At 31.8% G+C, this 24,757-nt stretch carries 23 protein-coding genes and 1 pseudogene; 18 read left to right on the forward strand and 6 right to left on the reverse strand.

The features are described from left to right. Window positions 1–386 precede the first annotated feature (386 nt). The 7 genes from COC46_RS05605 to COC46_RS05640 all read left to right on the forward strand — a co-directional run bounded on the left by COC46_RS05605 (window position 387) and on the right by COC46_RS05640 (window position 7,793). Window positions 387–713 (forward strand): ArsR/SmtB family transcription factor, encoded by a 327-nt coding sequence (locus COC46_RS05605; protein WP_218012448.1) that lies wholly within the window; start codon window positions 387–389, stop codon window positions 711–713. After that, on the forward strand, window positions 710–1,165 hold the full coding sequence (locus COC46_RS05610; protein ID WP_098808762.1) for an SRPBCC family protein: 456 nt from the start codon (window positions 710–712) through the stop codon (window positions 1,163–1,165). Before COC46_RS05605 ends, COC46_RS05610 begins: the two co-directional genes overlap by 4 nt. 715 nt (window positions 1,166–1,880) lie before the next feature. After that, window positions 1,881–2,354: a DUF3291 domain-containing protein gene (locus COC46_RS05620; RefSeq protein WP_098808764.1), complete on the forward strand. Its 474-nt coding sequence runs from the start codon at window positions 1,881–1,883 to the stop codon at window positions 2,352–2,354. Between the two features lie 135 nt (window positions 2,355–2,489). Beyond that, window positions 2,490–3,872 (forward strand): L-cystine transporter, encoded by a 1,383-nt coding sequence (locus COC46_RS05625; protein ID WP_098808765.1) that lies wholly within the window; start codon window positions 2,490–2,492, stop codon window positions 3,870–3,872. Between the two features lie 449 nt (window positions 3,873–4,321). Beyond that, a complete protein-coding gene (pbp4b, locus tag COC46_RS05630; protein WP_098808834.1) occupies window positions 4,322–5,584 on the forward strand; it encodes a penicillin binding protein PBP4B in 1,263 nt (420 codons plus the stop codon). Between the two features lie 128 nt (window positions 5,585–5,712). Further along, entirely contained in the window at window positions 5,713–6,960 is a 1,248-nt protein-coding gene (locus COC46_RS05635; RefSeq protein WP_098808766.1) for an exo-beta-N-acetylmuramidase NamZ family protein, read from the forward strand. 254 nt (window positions 6,961–7,214) lie between these two features. Beyond that, window positions 7,215–7,793, forward strand: coding sequence for a TMEM175 family protein (locus COC46_RS05640; RefSeq protein WP_098808767.1), 579 nt, complete (start codon window positions 7,215–7,217; stop codon window positions 7,791–7,793). Window positions 7,794–7,916: 123 nt separating this feature from the next. On the opposite strand, the gene COC46_RS05645 is transcribed toward COC46_RS05640, so the two are convergent. The 4 genes from COC46_RS05645 to COC46_RS22445 all read right to left on the reverse strand — a co-directional run bounded on the left by COC46_RS05645 (window position 7,917) and on the right by COC46_RS22445 (window position 10,338). Beyond that, the gene (locus COC46_RS05645) at window positions 7,917–8,219 is read right to left on the reverse strand and encodes a hypothetical protein (protein ID WP_098808768.1); all 303 of its coding nucleotides are present in this window, start codon (window positions 8,217–8,219) and stop codon (window positions 7,917–7,919) included. A gap of 209 nt (window positions 8,220–8,428) precedes the next feature. Continuing rightward, window positions 8,429–8,953: a hypothetical protein gene (locus COC46_RS05650; protein WP_098808769.1), complete on the reverse strand. Its 525-nt coding sequence runs from the start codon at window positions 8,951–8,953 to the stop codon at window positions 8,429–8,431. Window positions 8,954–9,239: 286 nt separating this feature from the next. Then, window positions 9,240–9,692 carry a hypothetical protein gene (locus tag COC46_RS05655; RefSeq protein WP_098808770.1) on the reverse strand — a complete coding sequence of 151 codons (453 nt, stop codon included), beginning with the start codon at window positions 9,690–9,692 and terminating at the stop codon, window positions 9,240–9,242. Window positions 9,693–9,843: 151 nt separating this feature from the next. After that, window positions 9,844–10,338: a DUF4829 domain-containing protein gene (locus COC46_RS22445; RefSeq protein WP_218012449.1), complete on the reverse strand. Its 495-nt coding sequence runs from the start codon at window positions 10,336–10,338 to the stop codon at window positions 9,844–9,846. Between the two features lie 289 nt (window positions 10,339–10,627). On the opposite strand from COC46_RS22445, the gene COC46_RS05665 reads away from it, so the two are divergent. The 3 genes from COC46_RS05665 (at window position 10,628) to COC46_RS05670 (ending at window position 13,042) form a co-directional block, all read left to right on the forward strand. Next, the gene (locus COC46_RS05665; protein WP_098808771.1) at window positions 10,628–11,611 is read left to right on the forward strand and encodes a cation diffusion facilitator family transporter; all 984 of its coding nucleotides are present in this window, start codon (window positions 10,628–10,630) and stop codon (window positions 11,609–11,611) included. A gap of 184 nt (window positions 11,612–11,795) precedes the next feature. After that, complete coding sequence (locus COC46_RS23075; protein ID WP_141550873.1) at window positions 11,796–11,903, forward strand: hypothetical protein; 108 nt, start codon at window positions 11,796–11,798, stop codon at window positions 11,901–11,903. After that, window positions 11,900–13,042, forward strand: coding sequence for a glycerate kinase family protein (locus tag COC46_RS05670; RefSeq protein WP_098808772.1), 1,143 nt, complete (start codon window positions 11,900–11,902; stop codon window positions 13,040–13,042). Before COC46_RS23075 ends, COC46_RS05670 begins: the two co-directional genes overlap by 4 nt. Window positions 13,043–13,303: 261 nt before the next feature. On the opposite strand, the gene COC46_RS05675 is transcribed toward COC46_RS05670, so the two are convergent. After that, window positions 13,304–13,825, reverse strand: a complete 522-nt coding sequence (locus tag COC46_RS05675; protein ID WP_098808773.1) for a hypothetical protein — start codon at window positions 13,823–13,825, stop codon at window positions 13,304–13,306. 684 nt (window positions 13,826–14,509) lie between these two features. Here COC46_RS05675 and ftsZ point away from each other — a divergent pair. The 3 genes and pseudogenes from ftsZ to COC46_RS05690 form a co-directional block, all read left to right on the forward strand. Then, a pseudogene (gene ftsZ, locus COC46_RS05680) lies at window positions 14,510–15,458 on the forward strand (cell division protein FtsZ); the annotation flags it as partial. Between the two features lie 1,037 nt (window positions 15,459–16,495). Further along, window positions 16,496–17,017: a sigma-70 family RNA polymerase sigma factor gene (locus COC46_RS05685; protein ID WP_218012450.1), complete on the forward strand. Its 522-nt coding sequence runs from the start codon at window positions 16,496–16,498 to the stop codon at window positions 17,015–17,017. Then, complete coding sequence (locus COC46_RS05690; RefSeq protein WP_176545065.1) at window positions 17,010–18,320, forward strand: DUF4179 domain-containing protein; 1,311 nt, start codon at window positions 17,010–17,012, stop codon at window positions 18,318–18,320. The genes COC46_RS05685 and COC46_RS05690 overlap by 8 nt, the downstream gene beginning before the upstream one ends. 84 nt (window positions 18,321–18,404) lie before the next feature. Here the strand turns inward: COC46_RS05690 and COC46_RS05695 are convergent, their stop codons facing one another. Further along, window positions 18,405–19,343, reverse strand: coding sequence for a patatin-like phospholipase family protein (locus COC46_RS05695; RefSeq protein ID WP_098808776.1), 939 nt, complete (start codon window positions 19,341–19,343; stop codon window positions 18,405–18,407). Between the two features lie 301 nt (window positions 19,344–19,644). Here COC46_RS05695 and COC46_RS05700 point away from each other — a divergent pair, with 301 nt between their 5' ends. The 5 genes from COC46_RS05700 to COC46_RS05720 all read left to right on the forward strand — a co-directional run bounded on the left by COC46_RS05700 (window position 19,645) and on the right by COC46_RS05720 (window position 24,390). Next, complete coding sequence (locus tag COC46_RS05700) at window positions 19,645–19,845, forward strand: alpha/beta-type small acid-soluble spore protein (protein ID WP_098808777.1); 201 nt, start codon at window positions 19,645–19,647, stop codon at window positions 19,843–19,845. Window positions 19,846–20,118: 273 nt separating this feature from the next. Next, window positions 20,119–20,550, forward strand: coding sequence for an AbrB/MazE/SpoVT family DNA-binding domain-containing protein (locus COC46_RS05705; RefSeq protein ID WP_255294824.1), 432 nt, complete (start codon window positions 20,119–20,121; stop codon window positions 20,548–20,550). An 814-nt stretch (window positions 20,551–21,364) separates the two neighbouring features. After that, window positions 21,365–22,324, forward strand: a complete 960-nt coding sequence (locus COC46_RS05710; protein WP_098808778.1) for a nucleotidyltransferase family protein — start codon at window positions 21,365–21,367, stop codon at window positions 22,322–22,324. 237 nt (window positions 22,325–22,561) lie between these two features. Then, on the forward strand, window positions 22,562–23,305 hold the full coding sequence (locus COC46_RS05715) for an AlbA family DNA-binding domain-containing protein (RefSeq protein ID WP_176545066.1): 744 nt from the start codon (window positions 22,562–22,564) through the stop codon (window positions 23,303–23,305). A gap of 548 nt (window positions 23,306–23,853) precedes the next feature. Next, complete coding sequence (locus COC46_RS05720; RefSeq protein WP_098808780.1) at window positions 23,854–24,390, forward strand: hypothetical protein; 537 nt, start codon at window positions 23,854–23,856, stop codon at window positions 24,388–24,390. Window positions 24,391–24,757 lie beyond the last annotated feature (367 nt).

The following is a 24,757-nucleotide window of genomic DNA, read 5'->3' on the forward strand; positions in this document are numbered from 1 at the left end:
CAAAACTCAAATAAAGAATGGGGTATTAAAGTATTAAAAAATACTTTGACAAAACTGTAGATATGAAAGATTTAGCATTTGTACAAGAAAACTTTTTACTTGAAAATGTAATTGAAATTAATCCGCCAACATCAAAGAAAAAGTACAAAGGTGTTACATTAGAAAAGATTTAAAAAGAGTTGAAATAGTAAGATCTCAGGAAAGAAACAAGGACAATATTCATTTTACAAATTAAAAGGGTAAATTCTTCTATTTAGAATTTCCCCTTTTTAATTCTTGCTCGAAAACAAGGATTAATAATAAAAGTTTACTAAAATAATTGAGTTCAACTCATGACCACTTGACATGCAACTATTTAGTTGCCTATTATATAAATAATGAGGAGGTTGAATGCAATCGATCAGGTTTTTAAAGCACTTGCCGATTCAAGTCGTAGAAAACTCCTTGACGAGCTTTTTATGAATAACGGCCAAACATTAAGTGAACTATGTCAACTTCTTGAAATGAGTAGACAAGCAGTTACAAAACATCTAGTGATACTAGAAGAGGCAAATCTTGTTGTAGTAGAATGGCACGGGAGAAATAAATTACATTATCTTAATTCTGTACCTATTAGTGAAATTTCAAAGCGATGGATTAATAAGTTCGAACACAGTCGCTTCGAGGCATTGAGTGAATTAAAATATGAACTTGAGGAGGGGCATAACAGATGAATAAACCACAATTTGTTTATGTTACATACATTGCAACAACACCTGAGAAACTATGGGAAGCTTTAATCAGTACTCAATTTACTGAAAAGTACTTTTTCGGAACTGCAATTGAATCAGATTGGAAAGTAGGATCTACCGTTTCCTATTTACGAAATGGAGAGGTTACTGATTATGGAAAGATATTAAAATGTGAACCAAACCGTTTACTATCATTTACATGGAATCACACAAATGATCCGACGAACCGTAAAGAACCATCAATCGTTACATTTATGTTGACAGAATTAGAGGCGACAGTCAGATTAACGCTGAAACATGAAAACCTTGAGCCTACTGATTTAGTAGATCGTGACGATACATTTGAAGGATTAAATAACGGCTGGCCTGCAATTTTAAGTAACTTAAAAAGCTTGCTTGAAACAGGCAATACATTGCCACCTATTTCGATTTAATTTAATAAGTGACTCATTAGCGCAAAGAACCACAATGAAGATATGAAGTGGTTCTTTGTTTTTATTTAATGAGTTCTTTTACTGACATTAATATTAAGAATTGTGGGCAAATACTAAAGTTTTAGCAGTATACATATACAAGGTTTATCGAGATATCAACGGGTTTTTATCATATATCAACCAAATGCAGTATTTTATCAACGAGTCTAAGCGATATATCAACGAAGTTTACAACTTTATCAATATTGTTCAAAAAGTGTTCGTTTTAATGGGAGTATCACTTACCCAATTTTTTGGGAGTGGCTTCACTATTTTTATGAAATCGTTGGTCATTTAATACGATATCGACCAGCTTTAGTAGTATATCAACGAGATTCAGTCGTTTATCAACGAAAATTAGTGATATATCAACGAGTTCCATCTGTTTATCAACGAAGTTCACAGCTTTATCAATAAAGTACACAAAGTGTTCGTATTTTTCATTAAGAGAGGTACTAAAACTCAATGCACTGCTGCCAATATTACGCACAAAAACCCACGCTTTATGAACAAAAATCACAACTTAACGCATAAAACTCATCACTTTATGAACCAAATTCACAACATAAAGCACAAAGTTCACAAAATGTTCCTATTTTCTAGTAATCACTCCCCTGAATAGATGAAAGACTACCTGAATATAAATTTAATATTAAACTAATATGGAGGACTAATTATGGCTTTCGTTGCAATTTATACAGTTGGTAGGCTAAAACACGCAGCTGATCATCCCGCCTCCCGTGAGTTTTTTGGTGTTGGAAATAATGTGTTTCGTCAGGCAACGAAATCAGGGCAGATGGTTGATGCATTTTCATCTGATGGAATCTCTCTCCCTAAAGAAGCGGCTAAGGGGGATGGTGATCCAATTATTACACTAACAGTATGGAGAAACCTAGAATCTTTATATCGATTTACTTACTCTGGTCACCATAAGCAAGCGTTGAGAGATCGAAGTAAATGGATGGAGACTTATAAGGAGAATCACATTTCATATGTTGTATGGTGGACGGAGAAGTTGAGCGATGTTTCGTGGGGTGAGGCCTTTAAAAGATATGATTATTATATTCAAAACGGATCATCAACTTTTGCTTTTGATTTTAAGAATGCATTTGATGAACAAGGTGAAGCTTTTGTAATGGAAAAAAGGTAGATTTTTACATTAATAGTATTTTAATGATAAAAAAGTAGGAAATTTACAAAAAAATATTAATTCCTACTTGATTTATAGGAATACTTGTATTAATATTTTCGTAAATTAAACTATTAAAAGAAAAGGGGGAGAAAAATGAATACATTTCTTATCTGCGTAAATGTTGTTATTTTATTAGTACTTATTTATGGTTTGTATTTTATGCAAAAGAAACATGTATCTTTTTCAAAACGTGTATTCACGGCTTTAGGTTTAGGTCTTATTTTTGGTTATATTATTCATTTAATCTATGGAACTGAACATGAAGTTACAGTTGGAACAATTGATTGGTTTAGCATTGTTGGTAGTGGTTATGTAAAACTATTACAAATGATTGTTATGCCACTAGTATTCGTTTCGATTGTCGGCGCATTTACAAAATTAAAACTGACTAAAAATATCGGGAAAATTAGTTTCCTAGTTATTGGAATTCTACTAGGAACAACTGCTATTTCAGCAGCAATTGGTATTGGTTCTGCGTTAGGATTTGGCCTTGATGGTGTAAAGTTAACTGAAGGAGCAGCTGAAACTGCTAGAATTACAGAATTACAGGATCGCGTTACGACTGTAGACGCTATGACGATTCCAAATCAAATTCTTGAGTTATTCCCGAGTAATCCATTTTTAGATTTAACGGGCGCTCGTGCAACATCAACAATTGCAGTTGTAATTTTTGCAGCAATTATAGGAGTTGCTTATCTTGGAGTAAAACGTAAAGAACCTGAGCATGCAGAGTTTTTTGCAAAAATAATAGATACACTTTACACAATCACTATGAGAGTTGTATCGTTAATTCTTCGTTTAACACCTTATGGAATTTTAGCAATCATGACAAAGGTTGCAGCTACAAGTAATTATGATGCAATCGTGAAATTAGGTAAGTTTGTAATAGCATCTTATGTGGCATTAATCTTAATGTTTATTGTGCATTTATTATTATTATCATTTGCAAAACTAAGTCCTGTAAGATATGTGAAAAAATCATTACCAACTCTATCATTTGCTTTTACATCACGTACAAGTGCTGGTACATTGCCGATGACAATCAAAACTCAAACAAAAGATTTTGGTGTTTCGGAAGGGGTTGCAAACTTCGCTGGTTCCTTTGGACTTTCAATCGGGCAAAATGGATGTGCTGGTATTTATCCAGCAATGCTAGCTGTAATGGTTGCTCCATCAGCTGGAGTTGATCCTACAGATTTTTCATTCATCATCTCTCTAATTTTAATCGTAGCAATCAGTTCATTCGGTGTAGCTGGTGTCGGTGGAGGAGCAACTTTTGCAGCTCTTATCGTACTATCAGTTATGAACCTTCCAATTGCAATCGTTGGATTACTAATCTCAGTTGAACCATTAATTGACATGGGTCGTACAGCTCTAAATGTTAGTGGAGCAATGACATCTGGTATCTTAACGAGTAAGGCAACGGGAGAGTTTGAAAAAGAAGTTTACCAACAAACAGATGTTGTAGAAGCATAATTTTTTTTCTAAAAATGGATGGCCATAATTGGTTATCCATTTTTTTCATAAATGTGGATTGAGTGGGAATTTTTTTGAAAGTATCACCAAAAACTAACTAAACACCCAAGAAAAATAGGTAGAGCTTTAGAAATTTATTCCATGATTATAGGATGTTTAGGCTTTACAAACTATAAACCTTAAATTTATACTAATAGTAATTTGAATTTTCTTTCAATTTATAGCGAGGAAATTTTGAATTTTATTTTCAATAATCATATCAATTTTCCAACTATAGACTTGTGAAAGTTTGAATAATTCATCTTATTAGGAGGAGATTTAAGTTGGCTCGAATTACTCGCAGTATTGTATATTCAACACTATCTCTTGCTTTGGTGACTACAACTTGCTCTGTCAGCTATGCACAATCAAAGTTAGAGATAACGTCAAGCACTACAGAGGTGAATGCAATGAAACAACAAAGTGAAAACTTTCCTGTATTGAAGAAAGCGAATCGTCCGGAAGAAGTTGGATTTTCATCTGAGAAATTAAAACTGGTAGATAAATTGATCCAGCAAGACGTAGAAAATGGTTTTCCTGGCGCAGTCCTAATGATTATCAAAGATGGGAAAATCGTAAAAAACACTGCCTATGGTTATGCGAAAAAATACGATGGGCTTTCACCACTGAAACATCCTAAAAAAATGAAGACTAATACAATGTTTGATTTGGCGTCAAACACGAAAATGTATGCAGTCAACTTCGCTTTACAACATCTTGTTAGTTTAGGGAAAATAGACCTGAATTCAACTGTAAAATCATACTTTCCAAATTTTAAAGATAAACCCACTGATCTAATTAAAGGGAAAGATACATTACGCTTAATCGATATTTTACATCACACTGCAGGCTTTCCTGCTGATCCACAATATCACAATCTTTCTGTAGCGGGTCCATTATATACGCAGAATCGTAATGAAACATTTGAAAAAATCGCCGAAACGCCGTTGGAATACATACCTGGTACGAAAAACATTTATAGTGACGTAGATTATATGATTCTAGGATTCATTATCGAGAAAGTAACTGGTCAACAACTTGACGACTATGTTGAAAATACAATTTATAAGCCTTTAGGTCTGAAACACACAATGTTCAATCCTTTGCAAAAAGGATTCAAACCGAAAGATTTCGCAGCAACTGAGTTAATGGGGAATACTCGTGACGGTGTCATCTCTTTCCCTAATATTCGTACAAATACCATACTGGGAGAAGTTCATGACGAGAAAGCTTACTATTCTATGGGGGGCGTGTCAGGTCACGCAGGTCTTTTCTCAACGACAAGCGATTTAGCTGTTCTGTTGCAAGTAATGCTAAACGGCGGAGGATATGGCAAAGTGAAACTATTTGATCAAAAGACAGTTGACCAGTTTTCGGCACCTTCCGAATTAAATCCAACATATGGTTTAGGATGGAGAAGAAATGGATCACCTAGTATGTCGTCTACATTTGGGTTGTATGCAAGTCCAAATGCGATTGGACATACTGGTTGGGTTGGCACTCTCACAATTATTGATCCGGAAAATAATTTAGGAATCGTTTTATTGACGAATAAAAAACATTCACCTGTAATTGACCCAGTAACAAATCCGAACAAATTTGAAGGTGATGACTTTTTGACAGGGCAATACAAATCAGTGGCAACTGCTGTGTATGAGGCATTGATAAAATAAAATAATAAATTTTGCATTTATCTAACTAGTAAGTATTTCGAAATGAAGCATTAACTATATATACACTCAACGTAATCGCTTACCAATGGACAACGTATCAAATTTGTAAAGTGAAGGAGTGCTTAATGATGAAAAAGTGGTTTACACTCGCGCTAACCAGCGTCCTAGTATTTTCTTGTTTAACTGTAACTTCGGCTAAACAGCCACACAACCAGAAAGAACATGGAAAGAAGTTTGAGCTTGGTGTTGATGTATTACTACATGAACAAAAAGACTTAATCAAAGGGAAACGAGTGGGGCTTGTAACAAATCCAACAGGCGTAGATAAAGATTTACATAGTATTGTAGACTTATTTGCACATGATTCTGATTTTAAATTAACTGCATTATACGGACCGGAACATGGAGTACGTGGTGACGCACAAGCTGGTGCTTATGTAGATTTTTACACAGATAGCGAAACGGGATTGCCTGTATATAGCCTTTACGGAAAAACGCAAAAGCCGACGCCAGAGATGTTAAAGGATGTAGATGTGTTGGTGTTTGACATTCAAGACGTTGGTACGCGATTCTACACTTATATTTACACAATGGCATACTTATTAGAAGCTGCTAAAGAAAACGGCAAGAAGGTTATTGTGTTAGATCGTCCTAACCCGATTGGTGGTACACAGGTAGAGGGTCCAGTACTTGATGCATCCAAATATTCATCATTCATTGGAAAATATGCTATACCGTTACGTCACGGTATGACAGTAGGTGAACTTGCAAATTTATTCAATACAGAATTCCGTATAGGAGCTGATCTTACAGTTGTAAAAATGAAAGGCTGGAAGCGGGATATGTATTATGACGACACACCACTTCAATTCATTATGCCATCACCAAATATGCCAACGCTTGATACTGCAGTTGTGTATCCAGGTGCAGGATTATTTGAAAGCACTAATTTATCAGAAGGTCGCGGTACAACTCGTCCGTTCGAACTAATTGGCGCACCGTATATTGATGGTACAAAACTGGCAAATGCGTTAAATAACCAAAACTTACCAGGAGTGACTTTCCGTGCCACTTCATTTAGTCCGACATTCTCTAAGCATATGAATCTTTTTATCAACGGTGTGCAAATTCATGTGACAGACCGAGAAAAGTTTAATTCAGTAAAAACAGGACTTGTCATGATAAAAACTATTCACGATATGTATCCAAACGATTTCCAATTTATTAACGGTAATAACTTCGAATTACATATTGGTATCGAGTCAGTCCGCCAAGATCTATTGAATGGCATTTCAGTAGATGAAATCGAGAAAAAGTGGCAACCAGAATTGAAGAAATTTATGAAAACTCGTGAGAAGTATTTATTGTATAAATAAGAAAAAAAGTAAACCGGAGCACTCTTAAAGGTATTTAATAAAAGAGTAAGATGATTTCTGTATTGAACAGGAATCATCTTTTTTTATGATATTTATTGTTTCATAATAAGTGAAGTATGAGTTAACTAAGTAATTTCCTTAAAAAATGAAGAAATGTTTGAAGTCCTTGTTCTTTCGTAATAAATAGAAATTGCCTTTAAATGGAAAATATGGAAAAATAAAATAAAAAGACAAAATCAAATAGGATGTTAAAAATGAATAAAAATCGGCTGGAAGCTTTTAGTGATGGAGTACTTGCTATAATTATTACAATTATGGTGCTAGAAATTAAAATACCTCATAGTCCTAACTTACAAGACTTATTAAAGATCTTTCCGACTTTTCTTAGTTACGTACTTAGTTTCATTTATGTAGGCATTTACTGGAATAATCACCATCATATGATACACGCTTTACAAAAGGTAACAGGACCAATCATGTGGGCAAATCTTCATTTGCTTTTCTGGTTATCTTTAATACCTTTTGCTTCGGGTTGGATGGGAGAAAACCATTATGAATCGTACCCTACAATGCTTTATGGAGTAGTACTTTTAATGGCTGCAATAGCTTACTTTATCTTACAGGGGATCATCATCCGAGTGGAGGGGAAAAACTCTAAGCTAAAACGGGCTATAGGTAAAGACTGGAAAGGAAAATTTTCAGTCATTTGTTATTCTTTTGCAGTTTGCACTTCATTGAAATGGCCTTTACTCGCTCAAATCATATTTGTTTTCGTCGCAATTATGTGGTTATTACCAGATCGACGAATAGAGAAAATTTTGCAAAGCCAATAAAACTTTTAAATAGTTTTACATTCTAGGAGTCACAATTGTGATTCTTTTTTTTATGGTTTTTTAAAGAAAATGTTTATTTTTAAATTAAAATTTAGCTAATAATAAACAAGTTTAAAAAAAGAATTAAAAAGTTGAGCTGAATGGTATTAAAAATAAATGTGCTATAAATATTGACCAAGTTATTTTATTATTCTTATTAAAAATTAACCCTCTAAACATCATAATCAACAATATAGAACCTAAAATACTAATAAATATTAAATTGCCATAAAATATTATTTCCCTTGTTGATGAAGAAATGTCGTTAGCATAAAGAAGTTCACCAATAATGAAAAAAATTGGTGTACTCATAGGAAAGATGACTACAAAGGAACATAAATAAATTATTATGCCTAATACTATTTTATAATTCTTCTTTTCTTTCAATTACATATCCCCTAATCTAATAAAATTTGTAGAATTAGCTATTTTAATTAAATTTTAACAATAATCTTATTAGAATTTCTAATGTGATTTTTCCTATTCCCTCACCAATCTTATACAACTATTTTGCCATTTTGTTGAATAAAAACGAGCTCCTACCAAATCAAGATATTTAACTAAAGAATGCGTTAGTTCTTAATCGTGAACATCATCTAGCCAAAGTATCCTAATACGTTTAAAGCTTTTAAATATGCTTGGAATTCATAGTTATGTATGTCATGTTTATCTGGGGATATTACATGTCCCTCAAGAATCATCATAATATAATGAAGTACCACAGATGGAACACATCCAGTAACTACTGAATAAGAATCATCCATTGGATACTGTAAATCTTTAGATTGTAAAAATATTAATACTGTTTTTAAATAATCATACTCTTTTTGTTTGTCCGCATCACTTAGATCATCATCATTTAGGATATTATTAAATATCATGTCAGTAAGCTCTTTTTCATCGTCCATTTGTAACTTTGTAATAATATCCCCTGTAATTCTATAACCTGCACAAATATCATCAAAATAAATATGAGGGTCATTCTTCAATACCTGATAATCCATCTTATCTATATCAACAGCTTGAAATTTTTGTATTAAAATTGAGCTTATTTCGTTTAATGTATGTTTTCTAATGATTAAATTAGAACTTTGATATTTGCTATATAACTCTTCAATCATTGTTCTGACTCCTTTAAACTTTGGTATTAAAGTAACTCATAACGACGTCTGTAATTTGGGGGATTTTTAACCTTTTTCAAAAAAAATTTAGATAATCCTTATGGTATTATCCTGCCAGAAATAAATGGGAGTTTATAATCAGCTCCAAAGTTTTATGTAACATATGCATGCGTTAGCCATCCATGAATCCTCAGATTCACAACAGTGAATGGAAGTTTATATCGTACTCCCATGGAAGTTTGATAAGGATTCCTGTTTAAATCATTCTTATCAAATTAAAAATGTATTATTTGGTATCTATCTCTTTACCACCTTTATGCATATATAACTTTAATGACTTTCCTTCTTCAGAGTGTTTAAAGTAACTTACTTTACAGTAATAATTACCTTCTTCTGCATTACTATAAAAATGTGTTGGAAATTCAATAATTTTATCATCAAATAAGGCATCTAAACCTCCACCCTTTCCATGAGTTATTTCTATCTCACAATTACCTTCATATTTTTCGGGATTGTTAGAAAGGACTTCAGGTAAATCAAGAATTGAAATAATAGATACATAACCAAATACAATAGTTAATAAGAAGGAACCAAAAATTAATCCAACTCTCTTAATTAATGGATATTCATTATACTCATTTGAATCTTCTGTTTTATTAAAGTTTTTAATCAACCAATAATTTGTAAATAATAAACCTATAAAACCAAGAATAGATAAAATTAATTGAATAAAGTACAACAAAAGCACCTTCTTTGAATAGGGGGTATGAATTCATATTTAACTATAACATAGGTTTAATTTGTGTAATAACCATAACAAAAGTAATTTATTAAGATTGCACAGCAAATAATAAAAAAGACCCGCCGAAGAGGATCATGAAATTATAGCATTAATTATATCCTGTATCATCAACTCTCCATTTTCCCTTTTTACTATCTCTAATCAGAGTCCAACTGAAATCAGACTGAGTGGAATTTGGCTCCCAACTTCCATCTCCCCCAGCAGAATCGACTTTAAATGTAGAAAATAAAACAAGTACATTTTTTTCTTTTATACCATTTTCCATGCCCCGACCATATTGCATATAATCTTTGGTCGTTGAAAGTGATTCTTTTTCGGAATACCAGATATCCGTCAGTGTACATCCTTTAAAATCTTTGAATTCTTTCTTTACTGTTTCAACTGCTGCATTTAGTTCATCTTTAGAGAACTGCTTGGAATGTCCGATTTTTACTTTTATCTTATGTTTATTAAGATTCGTTTCATACGTGTACGGGCGAGTAGTTGAATTAGTATTCGCATCTGTTTGGCGCTGATAGATTAGAATAGATATTACAACAACTAATAATAGAAAAAGTGGTAAAAAAAGTTTCTTATTTTTCATAAATTAGACTCCTATTTTTTGTTTTTTTGCAGAGGTAATTTTCCAATAACATTATACAGTTGCATTCTATTATTCTAAACTAGGCGAATTACTCATTTATTAAAAAATTTAAGAAGCGTAATTAAAAATGATAATTTATCATTAATAAACTGGATATTTATGGTAAATTTTATATAAGAAGAAATATAAGTCAGTTTTTATTTTTCAATAAATTAAGTGTGTATTGATGAAAATTATAAGAAATGACAAACTACATAATATAAAAGTTCGAGAGAAGAGGATTATAGGAATGGTAGAATTTTTAAAGCTTTTAAAAAAAGGGAATAAATCTGCATTATTAGCAGCTATTGTTAATGCGGTAATAGCGGTAATAAAAGGGATTGGTTTTAGTATGACAGGAAGTGTTGCTCTTTTTGCAGAGATGATGCATAGTGCAGCCGATACTGCCAATCAAATTTTTGTATTTAGTGGTTCAGCTTTAAGTAAAAAGGCACCAACGGATCGGTTTCCAAATGGATTTGGTCGACTAGTTAATTTAGTTTTGCTTGGAGCTGTATTAATAGTAGGGATTATGGCGTATGAAACGATCGTCGAAGGGATACATCATATCACAAATCCAACGCATTCTTCAGGTTTAGCTATTACCCTAGTTATTTTGGGAGCTTCTGTGGTACTTGAATCATATGTACTTTTCAAGGCAATGAAAGAAATTAGTCATGAACTTGGTATACAAACAAGTGGTTTTGGAGTAGTTACTGAAGCGATTTCGAATTTAGGGAAAGCGAAGCCAGCTACGAAATTAGTTTTCTTAGAAGATACAGTTGCTACGCTTGGTGGATTGTTAGCAATGGTTGCAGTACTTATTGCTTACTTTACGCCATTACACCAAGCTGAAGGAATTGCTTCTGTTATTATTGGTCTTCTAATGTTCTTTGTTGTTGGGAAAGTATTTCTTGATAATGCTGCTGGAGTTATTGGAGAATCTGATGAAGAAATGGAAGATAAGATTGGTGAGATGGTAATGGAAGATCCAGATGTAAAAGATATTCAGGTTCTTACGGTTGTGAAAGAAGGGGAAGATTTACATGTTGAGTTGGAGATTGAGCTTGATCCAAATTTAACAGTAGCTCAAGCTGATGATATAAAAGACCGTTTAGAAGAAAAAATAATGCAAGAAAAGGGCGTAACTGACGTAATTATCGAGTTGGACGAAGACGACGGAATTCAGAATTGGACAGATGATAATAAAACGACAGAGTTAATCAAAAAATAAGTAATTTTGAAACGGTGAATTCTTTTTGCCGTTTCTTTATTCATATACAAATCAAGTGTGAGTCAGCGGTATAGCCTGTCTAAGTGTTAATTGAAAATAATAAAATAGGTAAACTGATAATTCATTTGAATGAATATAATTAATGATGAGAGATACTTTTTCAAATTAACATTCATTAGCACAAATGATCGTAGATGCATCTAAAGAAGTAACCGGAAAGAACATTAACTTTATTAAGTTAGATAGTGAAATAATTGCGAGTACAGATTCTACTACGGAGGTAAACAGATGAAAGTTTTAGTAGCAATCGATTCGTTTAAAGGGAGTATTTCTTCTATAGATGGTAATAAAGCAATTTCTGAGGGAATAAGGGATGTCTATCTTGATGCGGAGATTAACACATTTTCCTTAGCAGATGGTGGGGAAGGTACAGTAGAAGCATTAGTTCAAGGTATAGGAGGACAACTTATTAAAAAAGAAGTAATTGGTCCGTTAAAAGAAAAAATTGATGCGGTATATGGTATTTTAGGAGATAACAAAACGGCTGTCATAGAAGTATCGGCAGCGTGTGGTCTACCTCTTGTTCCTTTAGAACAGCGTAATCCATTAGTTACGACTACGTATGGAGTGGGGGAGCTTATTAATGATGCAATACTTCAAGGGTGTCGTGAATTTGTGATCGGACTAGGTGGAAGTTCTACAAATGATGCAGGTGTAGGAATGCTTCAAGCTCTGGGGTTTAGCTTTTTAAATGAGTTTAACAATGAAGTTGAATTGGGTGGACAAGGATTACAAACAATCAAAAAAATCAATAGAACCAACGCATTACCAGAATTAGAAAGCTGCATATTTAAAGTTGCTTGTGATGTAAACAATCCTTTATATGGACCAAATGGTGCAGCCAACATTTTTGGACGACAAAAAGGGGCAGATACTGTGATGCTAAAGCAGCTCGATGAAGGACTTGAAAATTTTGCCCAAATCGTTCAACAAGATATTGGTAAGGATATTCAACATATTCCAGGTGCTGGAGCAGCTGGAGGGCTTGGAGCTGCGTTCGTTGGCTTTTTAAATGCTAATCTCCAGTCAGGGATTAAACTAATTTTGGAAATAACTGAAATGGAAAAACATATACAGGGGATGGATTTCGTTATTACTGGTGAAGGAAAAATGGATGGACAAACATTTATGGGGAAAGCACCACTTGGATTAGCTCAACTTGCCAAAAAACACGGAGTACCTGTTATTGCGCTGGCCGGTGGTATTAATGAAGATACGGCATTATTAAATCAACACGGAATTACTTCTTATTTTTCAATCGTAAATGCTCCACTGACACTTGAGGAAGCTATGGACCCGAAAGTTACTTACGATAATTTAAGATCAACAACTAAGCAATTATTCAGATTAATACAAGCAGTAAGAAACTAGAAGCATTTAATAATTTGGCTCAGTTTAATTAACATGTTGACTTTTGAACTAAAGATTGTCAAATTGGACAACCTTTAGGAACTCAAAGCATGAGTTTGTTGAATAGCATTCAATACTTTATTTAGTAATTTTACTAATTTATCCATAAACTCAAGGACTTTAATTACTTCTTTCTTATAGTTATCTCTCTTGAACTTACATCAAGTTCAATCTCATTCTCTTTTTTGATTACACGTCTTTTTTCGAAAAAATGTAAGGGATTTAATCAATTATGGCGATATTAACAGATTCAACTTTCTCTCCATTTTCAACAACATGTATTGGTCGGTCTGTACCTTTCTCATCTTTTGAACGAATGACAAATAGTGAATCCGATTTATATCCTTTGCTTTCCTTTGATTTATAAGAAAGTGTAATGGTTTCGTTTCTCGTAGAAAATTTAATCTCGTGGAACTCTTTATCTAAGTGATTTAGATAAACATATAAAATTGATTTATCACTTTCACTTCGTAAGAATACTGGACCACTGTGTTCACGATTTAATTGAAAAGCAGTTTTTAACCATTCTTTTTCTACAAGGTCCACGCTCCATTCTTCAATACTGTATCCAGCACCTAAGCTAGCTTTTGACATCACTAGTTGATTATCTCCTGTTTCTTTTTTTGTTGATTTTTCATTTACAACACTTACTTGTTCTTTTTTGGGTTTATCGGTATCGTTTGTACATGCTGAAAAACCAAGTATCAACACACTAATTGAACCAATTGCTAACATTATTTTCAAAACAATCACTCCTTATATTACGGTACGACTGCGAGGAGGCAATTATTTACGCTCCAGTTCACCCCAAACATATGTCGTTCATTTGATGACAAATTAAGTTTCTCATTACTTAATAAATCTAATTTCTAATTTTGTTATCCTTATTTCTATTAGCTATTTAAACAGTGTAATCCTGTTTGTGATTGTTAATGATTACGTTTAAGCACCTATTACCATTTACTTCCTTACAAAAGGAAATGGGATTATGTTTTGGTCGAAATAGTGGATTGGACGTATTTTTATCTGGTATCTTGTGAAAAAAAGCACATTTTATCGATTTTTCGGTTTTGATTTCTTTGAATAAGCTCTCTATTATTAGAGGAATTCAATCAAAAGGGAAAGAATTATATAAATTGTACGGTTTTTTGAGTTAAGTTTGTTACGAAGATGATAGAGATATTACATTAAGATGTTAAAATAAATGATTTAGTTAAAGGTATATTAAGGAAAAATTATCAAATAGATAATAAGTAGTTTTCTTGTATAGTAGGGTTAGGGGAATTAGGACAATTCTATGTCTTAAAGAGAATTGTATAATTCGAATCTACTAAAAACAGTACATAAAAAAATAAATCTTAGAATGAAATTTTATAGTTCTTTGAAAAACGTGAAATTATGTAATCGGTATGACGAGGAGGAATGATCATGTTTGAATTTGAAAATATAGAACAGTTTGCAAGAATAAAAGTCATTGGTGTAGGTGGTGGTGGAAATAACGCTGTTAACCGAATGATTGAAGATGGAGTGGAAGGCGTTGAGTTCATTGCTTTTAATACAGATGCACAAGCACTTAAGCAATCGAAAGCAGAAATTACAATGCAAATCGGTGCAACATTAACGCGTGGTTTAGGCGCTGGTGCAAACCCTGAAATTGGAAAAAGAGCTGTAGAAGAAAGTAAGTCGCAAATTGAAGAAGTACTAAAAGGAGCGGACATGGTTTTCGTTACAGCTGGAATGGGTGGCGGAACAGGTACAGGTGCCGCACCTGAAGTTGCTAAAATCGCTCGCAAGCTTGGAGCTCTAACAATTGGAGTAGTAACTCGTCCTTTCAAATTTGAAGGTAAAAAGCGTGCAACAAATGCTGAAGGTGGAATTAAAGCACTGAGAGAAGCAGTTGATACATTAATCATCATTCCGAATGATCGATTATTAGAGCTTGTTGATAAAAAAACACCGATGCTCGAGGCATTCCGTGAAGCGGATAATGTACTTCGACAAGGGGTTCAAGGGATTTCCGACTTAATCGCAGTTCCTGGACTAATCAACCTTGACTTTGCTGATGTTAAAACGGTCATGTCTCATAAAGGGACAGCCCTAATGGGTATTGGTATTGCAAAAGGCAAAGACCGCGCTACAATTGCTGCTCAGAAGGCATTAAATTCTCCACTACTCGAAACTTCTATTAATGGAGCTCACGGTGTAATCATGAATATTACTGGTGGACGTAATTTAAGTCTGTTTGAAGTACAAGAAGCAGCAGATATCGTTGCTTCTGCATCACATGAAGAATTAAATATGATTTTCGGTTCTGTAATCGACGAAAACTTAAAAGATGAAATTATTGTAACAGTTATTGCTACGGGATTTGCCGATAAAGAAGACAAAATGGTAAGACCGCCTACTAAACCAATAGAGGAAGCACCTAGCTTATACAATAGAGAACAACGATTCCAACAAGAACAAAGATATCGCGTAGATCAACAGCAAGAATACGGCCGATACACAGAGCAGCAAGACTATGGTCGATACACGGAACAGCAAGATTATAGTCGTTACAATGAACAAAAAGAGTACAATCGCTATAATGAACAAAATGACTATAATAGATATAATGAACAAAATGATTACGGCAGATATAATGAACAGCAAGATTATAACCGTTTCTCAGAACGGGAACGACATGATAATAATCGTTTCACAGAACAAAAAGATTATAGTCGATTTGAGGAACCACAAGACTATGGCCGATATAAGGAGAAGGAAGATTCAACATCATATATTCCGGCTTTCTTACGTAATCGAAAAAACAGATCTAGATAGATTAAGAGATGTAGAGAAGGACATGAGTATTGTTGCTCATGTCTTTTTTATTGGAATTTTCCATAGCGTGATGGGGTGCAAATAAAAATTAAAATCCCGGACCTGAGCTAATAGGCAGAAATATTCTCATTCGAGTCCATTTCCCTGCAATTTACCGTTGATTTCTGCCTTGTTTTTTTCTTTTTTTCTTCCAATCTATAAATACTAATAATGGGCCTTTACAAAAAAATAATACCTACAACGAAAGAACATACAATTTATATTCATGAAACTCCTAGCCAACTATAATCAATACCAAACAATATGTAAGAAATTAATTAATCTATTTTTTGCTAATTTTTATAATACCTCCTGTTTCCAATGGTATTTATTATTATCATCTTTTCAACAGCCACAATTAAATTTGTCTTGAAAACAGAAATCTGAGAAATAAAAAGCTACATTTAAAAAGTGAAAACTGAAATTCTGGAAGTTAAGCTTAATAAAAAAATGTATGATAAAATTGACTCTTTATAAAAAAATTAAATTTATTAAAACTTTTTTTGCTCTCTGGAGTCTAATGTATAGAACATCGAGATGGAGGGATTGAAATTGCAGGATCATAGTCTAGTGAAAAGGGCTATTAAAGGCGATGAGGAAGCATTTTTAGCAATTATGCATGAGCATAAATTGTCATTATATAAAACTGCACTTGCGTATTTGAAAAACAAAGATGAAGCAATTGAAGCAATTCAAGAAGTAACTTTCCGCGCCTATCAAAACATAAAAACATTAAGAGAACCAAGTTATGTAAAAACATGGCTTATTCGAATAATGATTAATTATTGCCAGGATTATATTAAGAAGAATAAAAGAGTAACTTTCGACGATGAATATATTTTGCAGCAAGGAACGAACGAAGACTATCAATCTATTGAAATCGAAGAAGCAATGTCCCAGCTCGATGACACACAGCGACAGCTTTTACATTTAAAATATTTTCACGATGTCAAAATCAAAGATATTGCTATTATGTGGAATCGCCCAGAAGGTACAGTAAAGACTTGGTTAAATAAAGCATTGAGTTCATTAAGAGGAATCCTTGAAGAGAAAGGAGAAAATGGCCGTGTTTGAAAAAGAAGAAAATGAACTGAAAAATTGGAAAGAAAAATATGAAAACATGGATCTACCAATAGATGAAATTGACGATGCTATACAAATAGGTTTTCAAAAAGCAAAAGAAACTAAAAAAGTAATCAAACTGAATTGGAAATCTAGAATTTGGTCCATTGTCGTAGCTGCTATTTTTTTATTTGGATTTTTAGCAAGTATTCGTGTATCTCCAAGCTTTGCTGATTATGTAACAAAAGTTCCAGGGATGGAGAAAATCGTTGAAATGATTCGTCAGCGAGATGATAAAGGATTGCTCGCAGCTGTAGAAAATAAATATGCGCAAAAGATTAATGTATCTCAAGAAAAGAACGGTATTAAAGTTACAATTGATTCCGTTATTGCAGATGAACAACAAATTGTGGTGTTCTATACGATTAATGGTAAGGGGAAAAAGCAAAATTTCGAAACAAGCTTAGGTTATCTAAAGCCAAGAGATGGAAAAGAATTACCTGAACACTCATTTTCGTATGGAGGTTATGAAGATCCACATATAAGTACAGTTGAATACTATTTTAATAAGCCATACAAACAACAAGATTTTAATTTAGTTTTAAATATAAAAAATGAAGAACAAACAGAGCAATTTTCAATTCCATTTTCTATAAAAAAACATGAAAAAACGAATCAAATATACGAACTAAATAAAACGGTGAATATTCAAGGACAAAAAATTAAAATAAAGAAAGTTACAATCTTTCCACTTCGTGTGGCAATAAACGTTGAAATGGATCCATCAAACACTAAGGAAATTTTAGATTTCCAAGATATTCGACTTGTCGATCAAAATGCTGAAGTATGGTCTAAAATAAGAAATGGTTTGACTGCTGAGGGAGTTAGTGATACAGAAAAAATTTACTATCTTCAAAGTAATTACTTTAAAGATCCAAAAGAATTATATTTAGTCATAGATAAGCTTCAAGCTATTGATAAGGAAGATAAATATCTTGTAATTGATACTGAGAAACAACAAATTTTGAAACAGCCAAAGGGCAATTACTTAACTGATTTAAAAAAAGAAGGAGATATTATATTCCTTACCTTAAATACAAAAAAAGAATTTAATTACTTCATGTTTGGCTCAATCTTTGATGCAAATGGAAAAGAGATTGAAAGTAATGAATCCTATGGAGAAGGTTATGAGAATAATAAGCAAAGAATAGGTTTTAATATTTCTTCTACTCAAAAGTATACGAATCCGATTAAAATAAAACTTGAATATTATCCTTCGTATATTGAAGGAAAAACTAAAATAAGGATTAAATGAATTAACGCAAAACAAATGAAACAGGAAAAAACAAAAACGTAATCTTTTCTATGGATATCTAGAAAAGATTGCGTTTTTTTGATATTAAAAACTATTCGCCTTATTACAAACTGGTTCAGGAGGATAGTTATGCTTAAACTTTTCAAAATCCCAATTTCTAAGAAATTTTTTTGCGGATTGATACCCATTTGTGTAAAGTGCTTCTTTTTCCTTTTTTGTTAGATAGAAATCCGTGCTTGAAATTTTGCCAGTAGGGATTTTTATAGTACGATCGTTTACTTCTGCCGTTAAATGTCTTAGATCATGTGCTTGTCTCATCGTTATAAATATAGATTTATAAAAAGAAATTAGGTTACGACCCTCCAGTGGTTTCCCAATAATTTCTTCATCTATTAACCGAAAGCCAAATGTAGGCCATTCGTTATGGTCATCGAAAATCCAAATAGGAAAATTACTTAAAATGCCACCATCAACAATTAAAATTGGATAATCATATTTAGGAGTTTTTAGTTTAATTGGTTGAAAGAAGAAGGGAATTGTGCCACTCATTCTAACTGCTTGAGCAATTGTAATATCTTTTGCCGATAAGCCATATTCAGGTAAATCATCAGGTAATACGACCATTTTGCCATTACTAATATCTGAAATAATGATTTTTAGTTGTCCATCGTCTAAATCATCGAAATAGCGAATACCCTTTTTGGATAATAAACCTTCTAACCATTCTTCTTCAAAGTCATTTTTGTATAATCCATTTTTAAATAGGACATTTAATCCTAATCCGATTAAAGGGATAAAGTGCAACCGTGTTTTTGTAATAAACTTCTTATAATCTAAATTTTCCATAATATCCTTTAATTCTTTTCCTGTATAGCCACATGCTAGGAGAGTAGCAACAATAGCGCCAGCAGATGTACCAGCCAATCGTGCCCATGAATAACCTTCTTCTTCTATAGCGCAAATAGCACCAACATGTCCAATTCCTCGAACTCCTCCACCTTCAAAGATGCCATCTACCTTCATTTTGTTACACCTACCTTTCAGATTTAATGATATATCAATATAATATATGGTAGTGCGGTTCAAGTGTGATTATCTTAAGTTTCAATCATATTTATCAATTGATATATTTTTTTGGAAATAATTTGACAATCTTTGCAGATGAAGTTGAAAGTTTCAAGTATATTAAAAGAGCTAATTTTAGGTAAAACATTTAAAAAGTTGAAGAAATAATTATATGATGAATATTTTAAATTCAATATGAAATACTAACAGCAATCTGATAGTTTCATATCAGAAAATTATTTTAAAGGGGCTACATATCATGGCAAACAGATCTTCAAATCAATATGTTTCACAAAATGCTTCATCTGCAATTGAGCAAATGAAGTATGAAATTGCAACAGAATTTGGAGTACATTTAGGTCCAGATTCAACAGCTCGTGCAAATGGTTCAGTAGGTGGAGAAATTACAAAACGTTTAGTTCAAATGGCTGAACAAAGTCTTGGTGGCTATTCAAGATAAAATAATAAAAATGAGAGATGAGTTAATTAAGGGTAATTCGTTACCCATTAATTAACTTATCTTTTTTTTGAATTAAATAAGTAATCTCATGTACCAAAAAATAGATTTATTATGGAAAAATTTTTTATTTTGCATTAATATAAGTAAAAATGAGTCGATATAAGTAGAGAGAAAATTTAAATAATTTGGTATTATAATATTAACTCAATATAGCATAGAGAGAAATATATTGAGTAGATAAAAAGAGATAGAGATAAATGGGGAGTTGCAAGTATGAAATCAACTGGAATTATTAGAAAGCTAGACGATCTTGGAAGAATTGTTCTACCTAAAGAGCTGAGAAACACGATGAATTTAGAGAATAATGCTCCTTTTGAAATTCATTTTGAAGAAGGAATGATTATTCTTACAAAGTATGATGAAACTTCGGGTCTTAGTGGGATTGTTAGAAGACTTGATGATTTAGGAAGAATTGTTTTACCAAAGGAATTAAGAAAAATGTTAAATCTAAATAAATATGAACCATTTGAGGTTTTTATTGATAATCAAAAGATTATCCTTAAACAATTTGTAGCTGGGAATGCTTGTATGATTACAGGTGTTATTGATGAAAATAATTTTTCATTTGAAAGTGGAAAAATTGTAGTAAGTAAAAATGGTGCAGAAATACTAATTAGAGAATTACAGGAATATATAGCTAAATAAAAAAATATCTAGAAGTGCTCTTTTATCTTTCTAACAAAGTAGAAGAGCACTTCTTTAAATGAGTTCGATTGCTGATAAAGGTACTCTATTTTGTGATCATCTGTTAACTACAAATTTGTTAAAACCTTCTAAAATACACCAAGATAATAAGACACTACATAAAATGATAATTTCCATTTTTTACATCTCCTTATATTTGTTCTACTTTTGTTCTGTTATAAGTTTTTAAATTTTAAATTTTTAGATTGTATGTTCTGTTTTGTTATGATGTTTTCATTATACACGAACACTTATTCTTATGTAAGTAGTTTTTTTGAAATTTTATGTATTTTTTATAAAAAAATTAATTAAAGTAGGTCGTTTGTTCGTGCATCTGTCTTGAATCATATATTTCTCAAAAGAAAAATACCCTTAAGTTTGAGGGTATTTAGTAGCCAATAATCTAATTTCGTACATCAAATACTAAGAAATTATCATTTCTATTAAATAAAACAGAACAAACATATACGTTCAATTCAAATTAAAAGCTTAATGATTCCACCAACTAATACAAGTGAAGAACATACTATTAGATATATCTGACCCTTGTGCGATTCGATTTATGAAAAAGTAAATCCTTCATGATAACCTCTAGTTGAAACTTCAGTATTATTGAACTTCTACCATATGATACTTCAAAATTTCTCTAGCTAGAAAGTAAATAAAACATAATAAAATTGCGGATTTTTTTGTTCTTATTACTTAATTGAAAAAGTATGTTTCTACCATAAATATGGTAGGATATGGATATGTAAATGTTAAAAGGAGAAAATGAATGGGCTTAATAGAAAATCAAAAGCATTTCTTTGAAAAATATAAAATCGATGAACAAGATTTTGAAAAGTATTGTTTAGACTGGTCAAAATATATTGAAATTTATAATGAATACATATCGGAAATACCAAATCTTGAAACAGTAGCTACTTTTATATCGGAAATACTTCGTAAAAATCCTGAAATTCATACTGTTAAATCTCGAATTAAATACCCTGATCATTTAATTGAAAAGATTATTCGAAAGACGATAAAAGGTAAAAAAACTGATTCTGCATATGAAATAAATGTTTCGAATTATAAAACAGAAATTACGGATTTGATTGGGATAAGAGCATTACATTTATATAAATATCAGGCTGCTGATATAGATAAAACAATTAGGCAAAACTGGAATTTACATGAAAAAGCGACGATTTATCATCGCTTGGGGGACATGACTAATGAACAGCATATTGAAGAAGAAAAGTTTCAGTTTTTAGTTCATGATGCGGGATATCGTTCATGGCATTATGTGATTAAGTCGCAAATGACAAAAGTAAATTATCTTGCTGAAATTCAAGTTAGGACGATTTTTGAAGAAGGTTGGAGCGAGATTGATCATCAATTAAGATATCCATATGACTTGGATAATGAAATATTAAATGAGCAGCTATTAATCTTAAATAGGCTTTCGGGTGGAGCGGACGAATTAGTTAATTCAATTCTTCACACTAAGATGACAATTTATCAACAAAACGAAGAAAAAGAATATCGTGATGAAAGAATTCAAGAATTATTAGATGAAATTTCAAGTTTGTCTGAGGAAGGGAAATTAACCGAATCAGATCAGAAGTCACTAGAAGAGAAAGTTAAGCAATTAGAAGTAAAAAAGATTAAAGTAAATTATAGTAATTTGTTCAATAATCGCTCGGTTGAGTATCACTTTAAGCGTAGAATTTTTCCTAGCGACTTTTCGTAAAACTAAAAGGCCAAGGCTAAATGCTTTTGGTCTTTATTTTTTGCAAATTTTAGGAACTGAGTCTAAGTACAAATATGTCTCTATCTCCACCATAAAGCTCGCCAATTAGCGAGTTTTTTTGTATTTTTTTACCAAAAAAATTTCTAGGGATTTATGGGTGCCATTTCTTTTTTTCTAACATTAAATGTAATAAAAGATCTAGTTTAGATTTTAAAAAATATGAGACTAGGTGGAATTATGGTTAAAAGGCCGATTTATAAGCAGGAATTTCTAAACACATTTAATTATGCTGACAAGATATTCGATATTGCTTCGCTTAAAAATCTAATAGAACAATCATTTGGAGAAAATAATGCATTGGATTTTAAAGAAACTTTCGTTAGAGAGGATCAAATCGCCAAATTAATTATTGCAATGGCGAATTCTGGTGGCGGTTCAATCATTTTTGGGGTAAATGATGATAATCAACCGGTAGGAATTCTCAAAGAAGAGTTAAAGGATCCAACCGATTTTCAAAGAAAATTAAATGGCTATTTACCTTCTATTCTAACTTATCACCTTCAACAAATTGATTACGACGAGAATGAAATGTACGGATATTTTAGTGGCAAAACCTTCTTCATTATTTACATCCCCGAACAAAATCGCTATATACCATTTATTGCTAAAAGAGGTTCTGATAAATTATTTACGGATAAAATCTATATTAGAAAAAATACTTCTAACGAAACTGCCACAAGTGATGACCTAGAAATTATTTTTAGAAAAAGACTAATTGAGCAGTACGAGGACTTATCTAACATGAGCCTAAATGAGCATATGGAACAATTAAAAATTCTTTATCGAATCGCTGCAATTAGTGGAGAGACAAGAAAAAACGAAAAGAATCAAAAAGAGGATTTTAGTGATTTTATATCAAAAATGATTGAGAAGAAGAAGCGGAAGATTGAGATTGTTTTGGAGGTTAGTAATATTGAGTGATGGAAATTAACAATAGCATACTAAAATTATAGGAATGAAGATAACTGGTGAGTATTGGTTTATCTTGCATTCCTTTTTGTGCTATTCTATTTGCTTTTTTTAACTACTTTCTATCATTGTTTTTAATTCCCATCGTTGTATTTTTTCTAAATCTTTTATTTTCATTTCACTATATAGATACTCATATTCAAGTTTAACTTGATTTATCTGGGGATCATCTTCTTTTTATTATTACATGACGGAAGAGAACTTATAAAAAGTATTGTAATGAATAAAACTAGCATTTTTATCTTCATTAATACCACTCCTTAAGCAGTTTAGATAAATTGTAGTTTAATGAGGGGAATTCCTTTCTTATCTCAATAATATTCTTAATCGCAACTAGGATTCTATTTTATTATAGTCGAATGATAAGAGAGGCAATTTTTATGATTGTTATATTTATGTGAAAGAATTTTTAGTTCATTTTAATTTCATAGTTTGTTAATCTACTGGAATATATTTCATTTTATAATTAGTGAAAGAAGTCTTAAATTTGGAGGCATAAATTGTCATTTACTTTAATATTATTAATCGGTTTTATTGGTGTTGTTATAATTCAATCTAAGAAGAATCAGCTTTCATTAATGATTGGTGAAAATCATAAACTGGTGCTAAAATTGAAAAATTCTAGTTGGTTCCAAATCTATTGGAAGGCAGGGTTTTTCTTATTTATCCTGAATGCAGCTTTATTTTGTCTTACAATTTCTATATTCATAATCTTAGGGTTTCTCATAATTCCTTATATCCATTTGCTTGTAATGGTCATGGCAGTAATTGGAAGTTTCTTTTTTTGGATCATCGTAAATATGGCATGGCAAGGTACAAATGGAAACCGTTTAAAATTGAGTATAATCGGAAGTAGTTTTTATGCGATAGTGTCATTTTTATTTATCTATTGGCTAATAACTCTAAAACCTACATATGAAGGTGAAGATATGTTTATGAGTTCAATAGGATTATTGTTTGGGATAATAGTTTCCATGGTTGCATTTATTTCATGCTTAATAACCACGGGGCTTACTTTTAAACGAAAGGTTAGTTAAAAAGTCAAAAAAAAAGCCCATGAGAACCTTGTTTTTTTATTTGGGAATGGTCTTTAGTTATGTGGTTATAGGTAGATATTCTCTCTGTATTATATTAATGTATGATATTAGTAGGTTTATTGAACTGAATTAGAATTTGTAAAGTTAATTTCTATCAATTTATTTTGAGAAAAAAATTGGGTTAATTACCTTCAAAATGAATAGAGAAATTAGAGGATATTTATAAAATGTTGATAAATCAGGTACTTAATAACCCAATTGACCGATAATTGAATATTCTTTATATTTTGATATTGTAGAGAGCTTTTTCAGAGTGGTTTAAATATGAACATTAAAAATTGATTTTAATAGATTCATATTATAATTC

The sequence above is a fragment of the Bacillus sp. AFS041924 genome (genome assembly GCF_002577195.1).
GTDB lineage: Bacteria > Bacillota > Bacilli > Bacillales > Bacillaceae_G > Gottfriedia.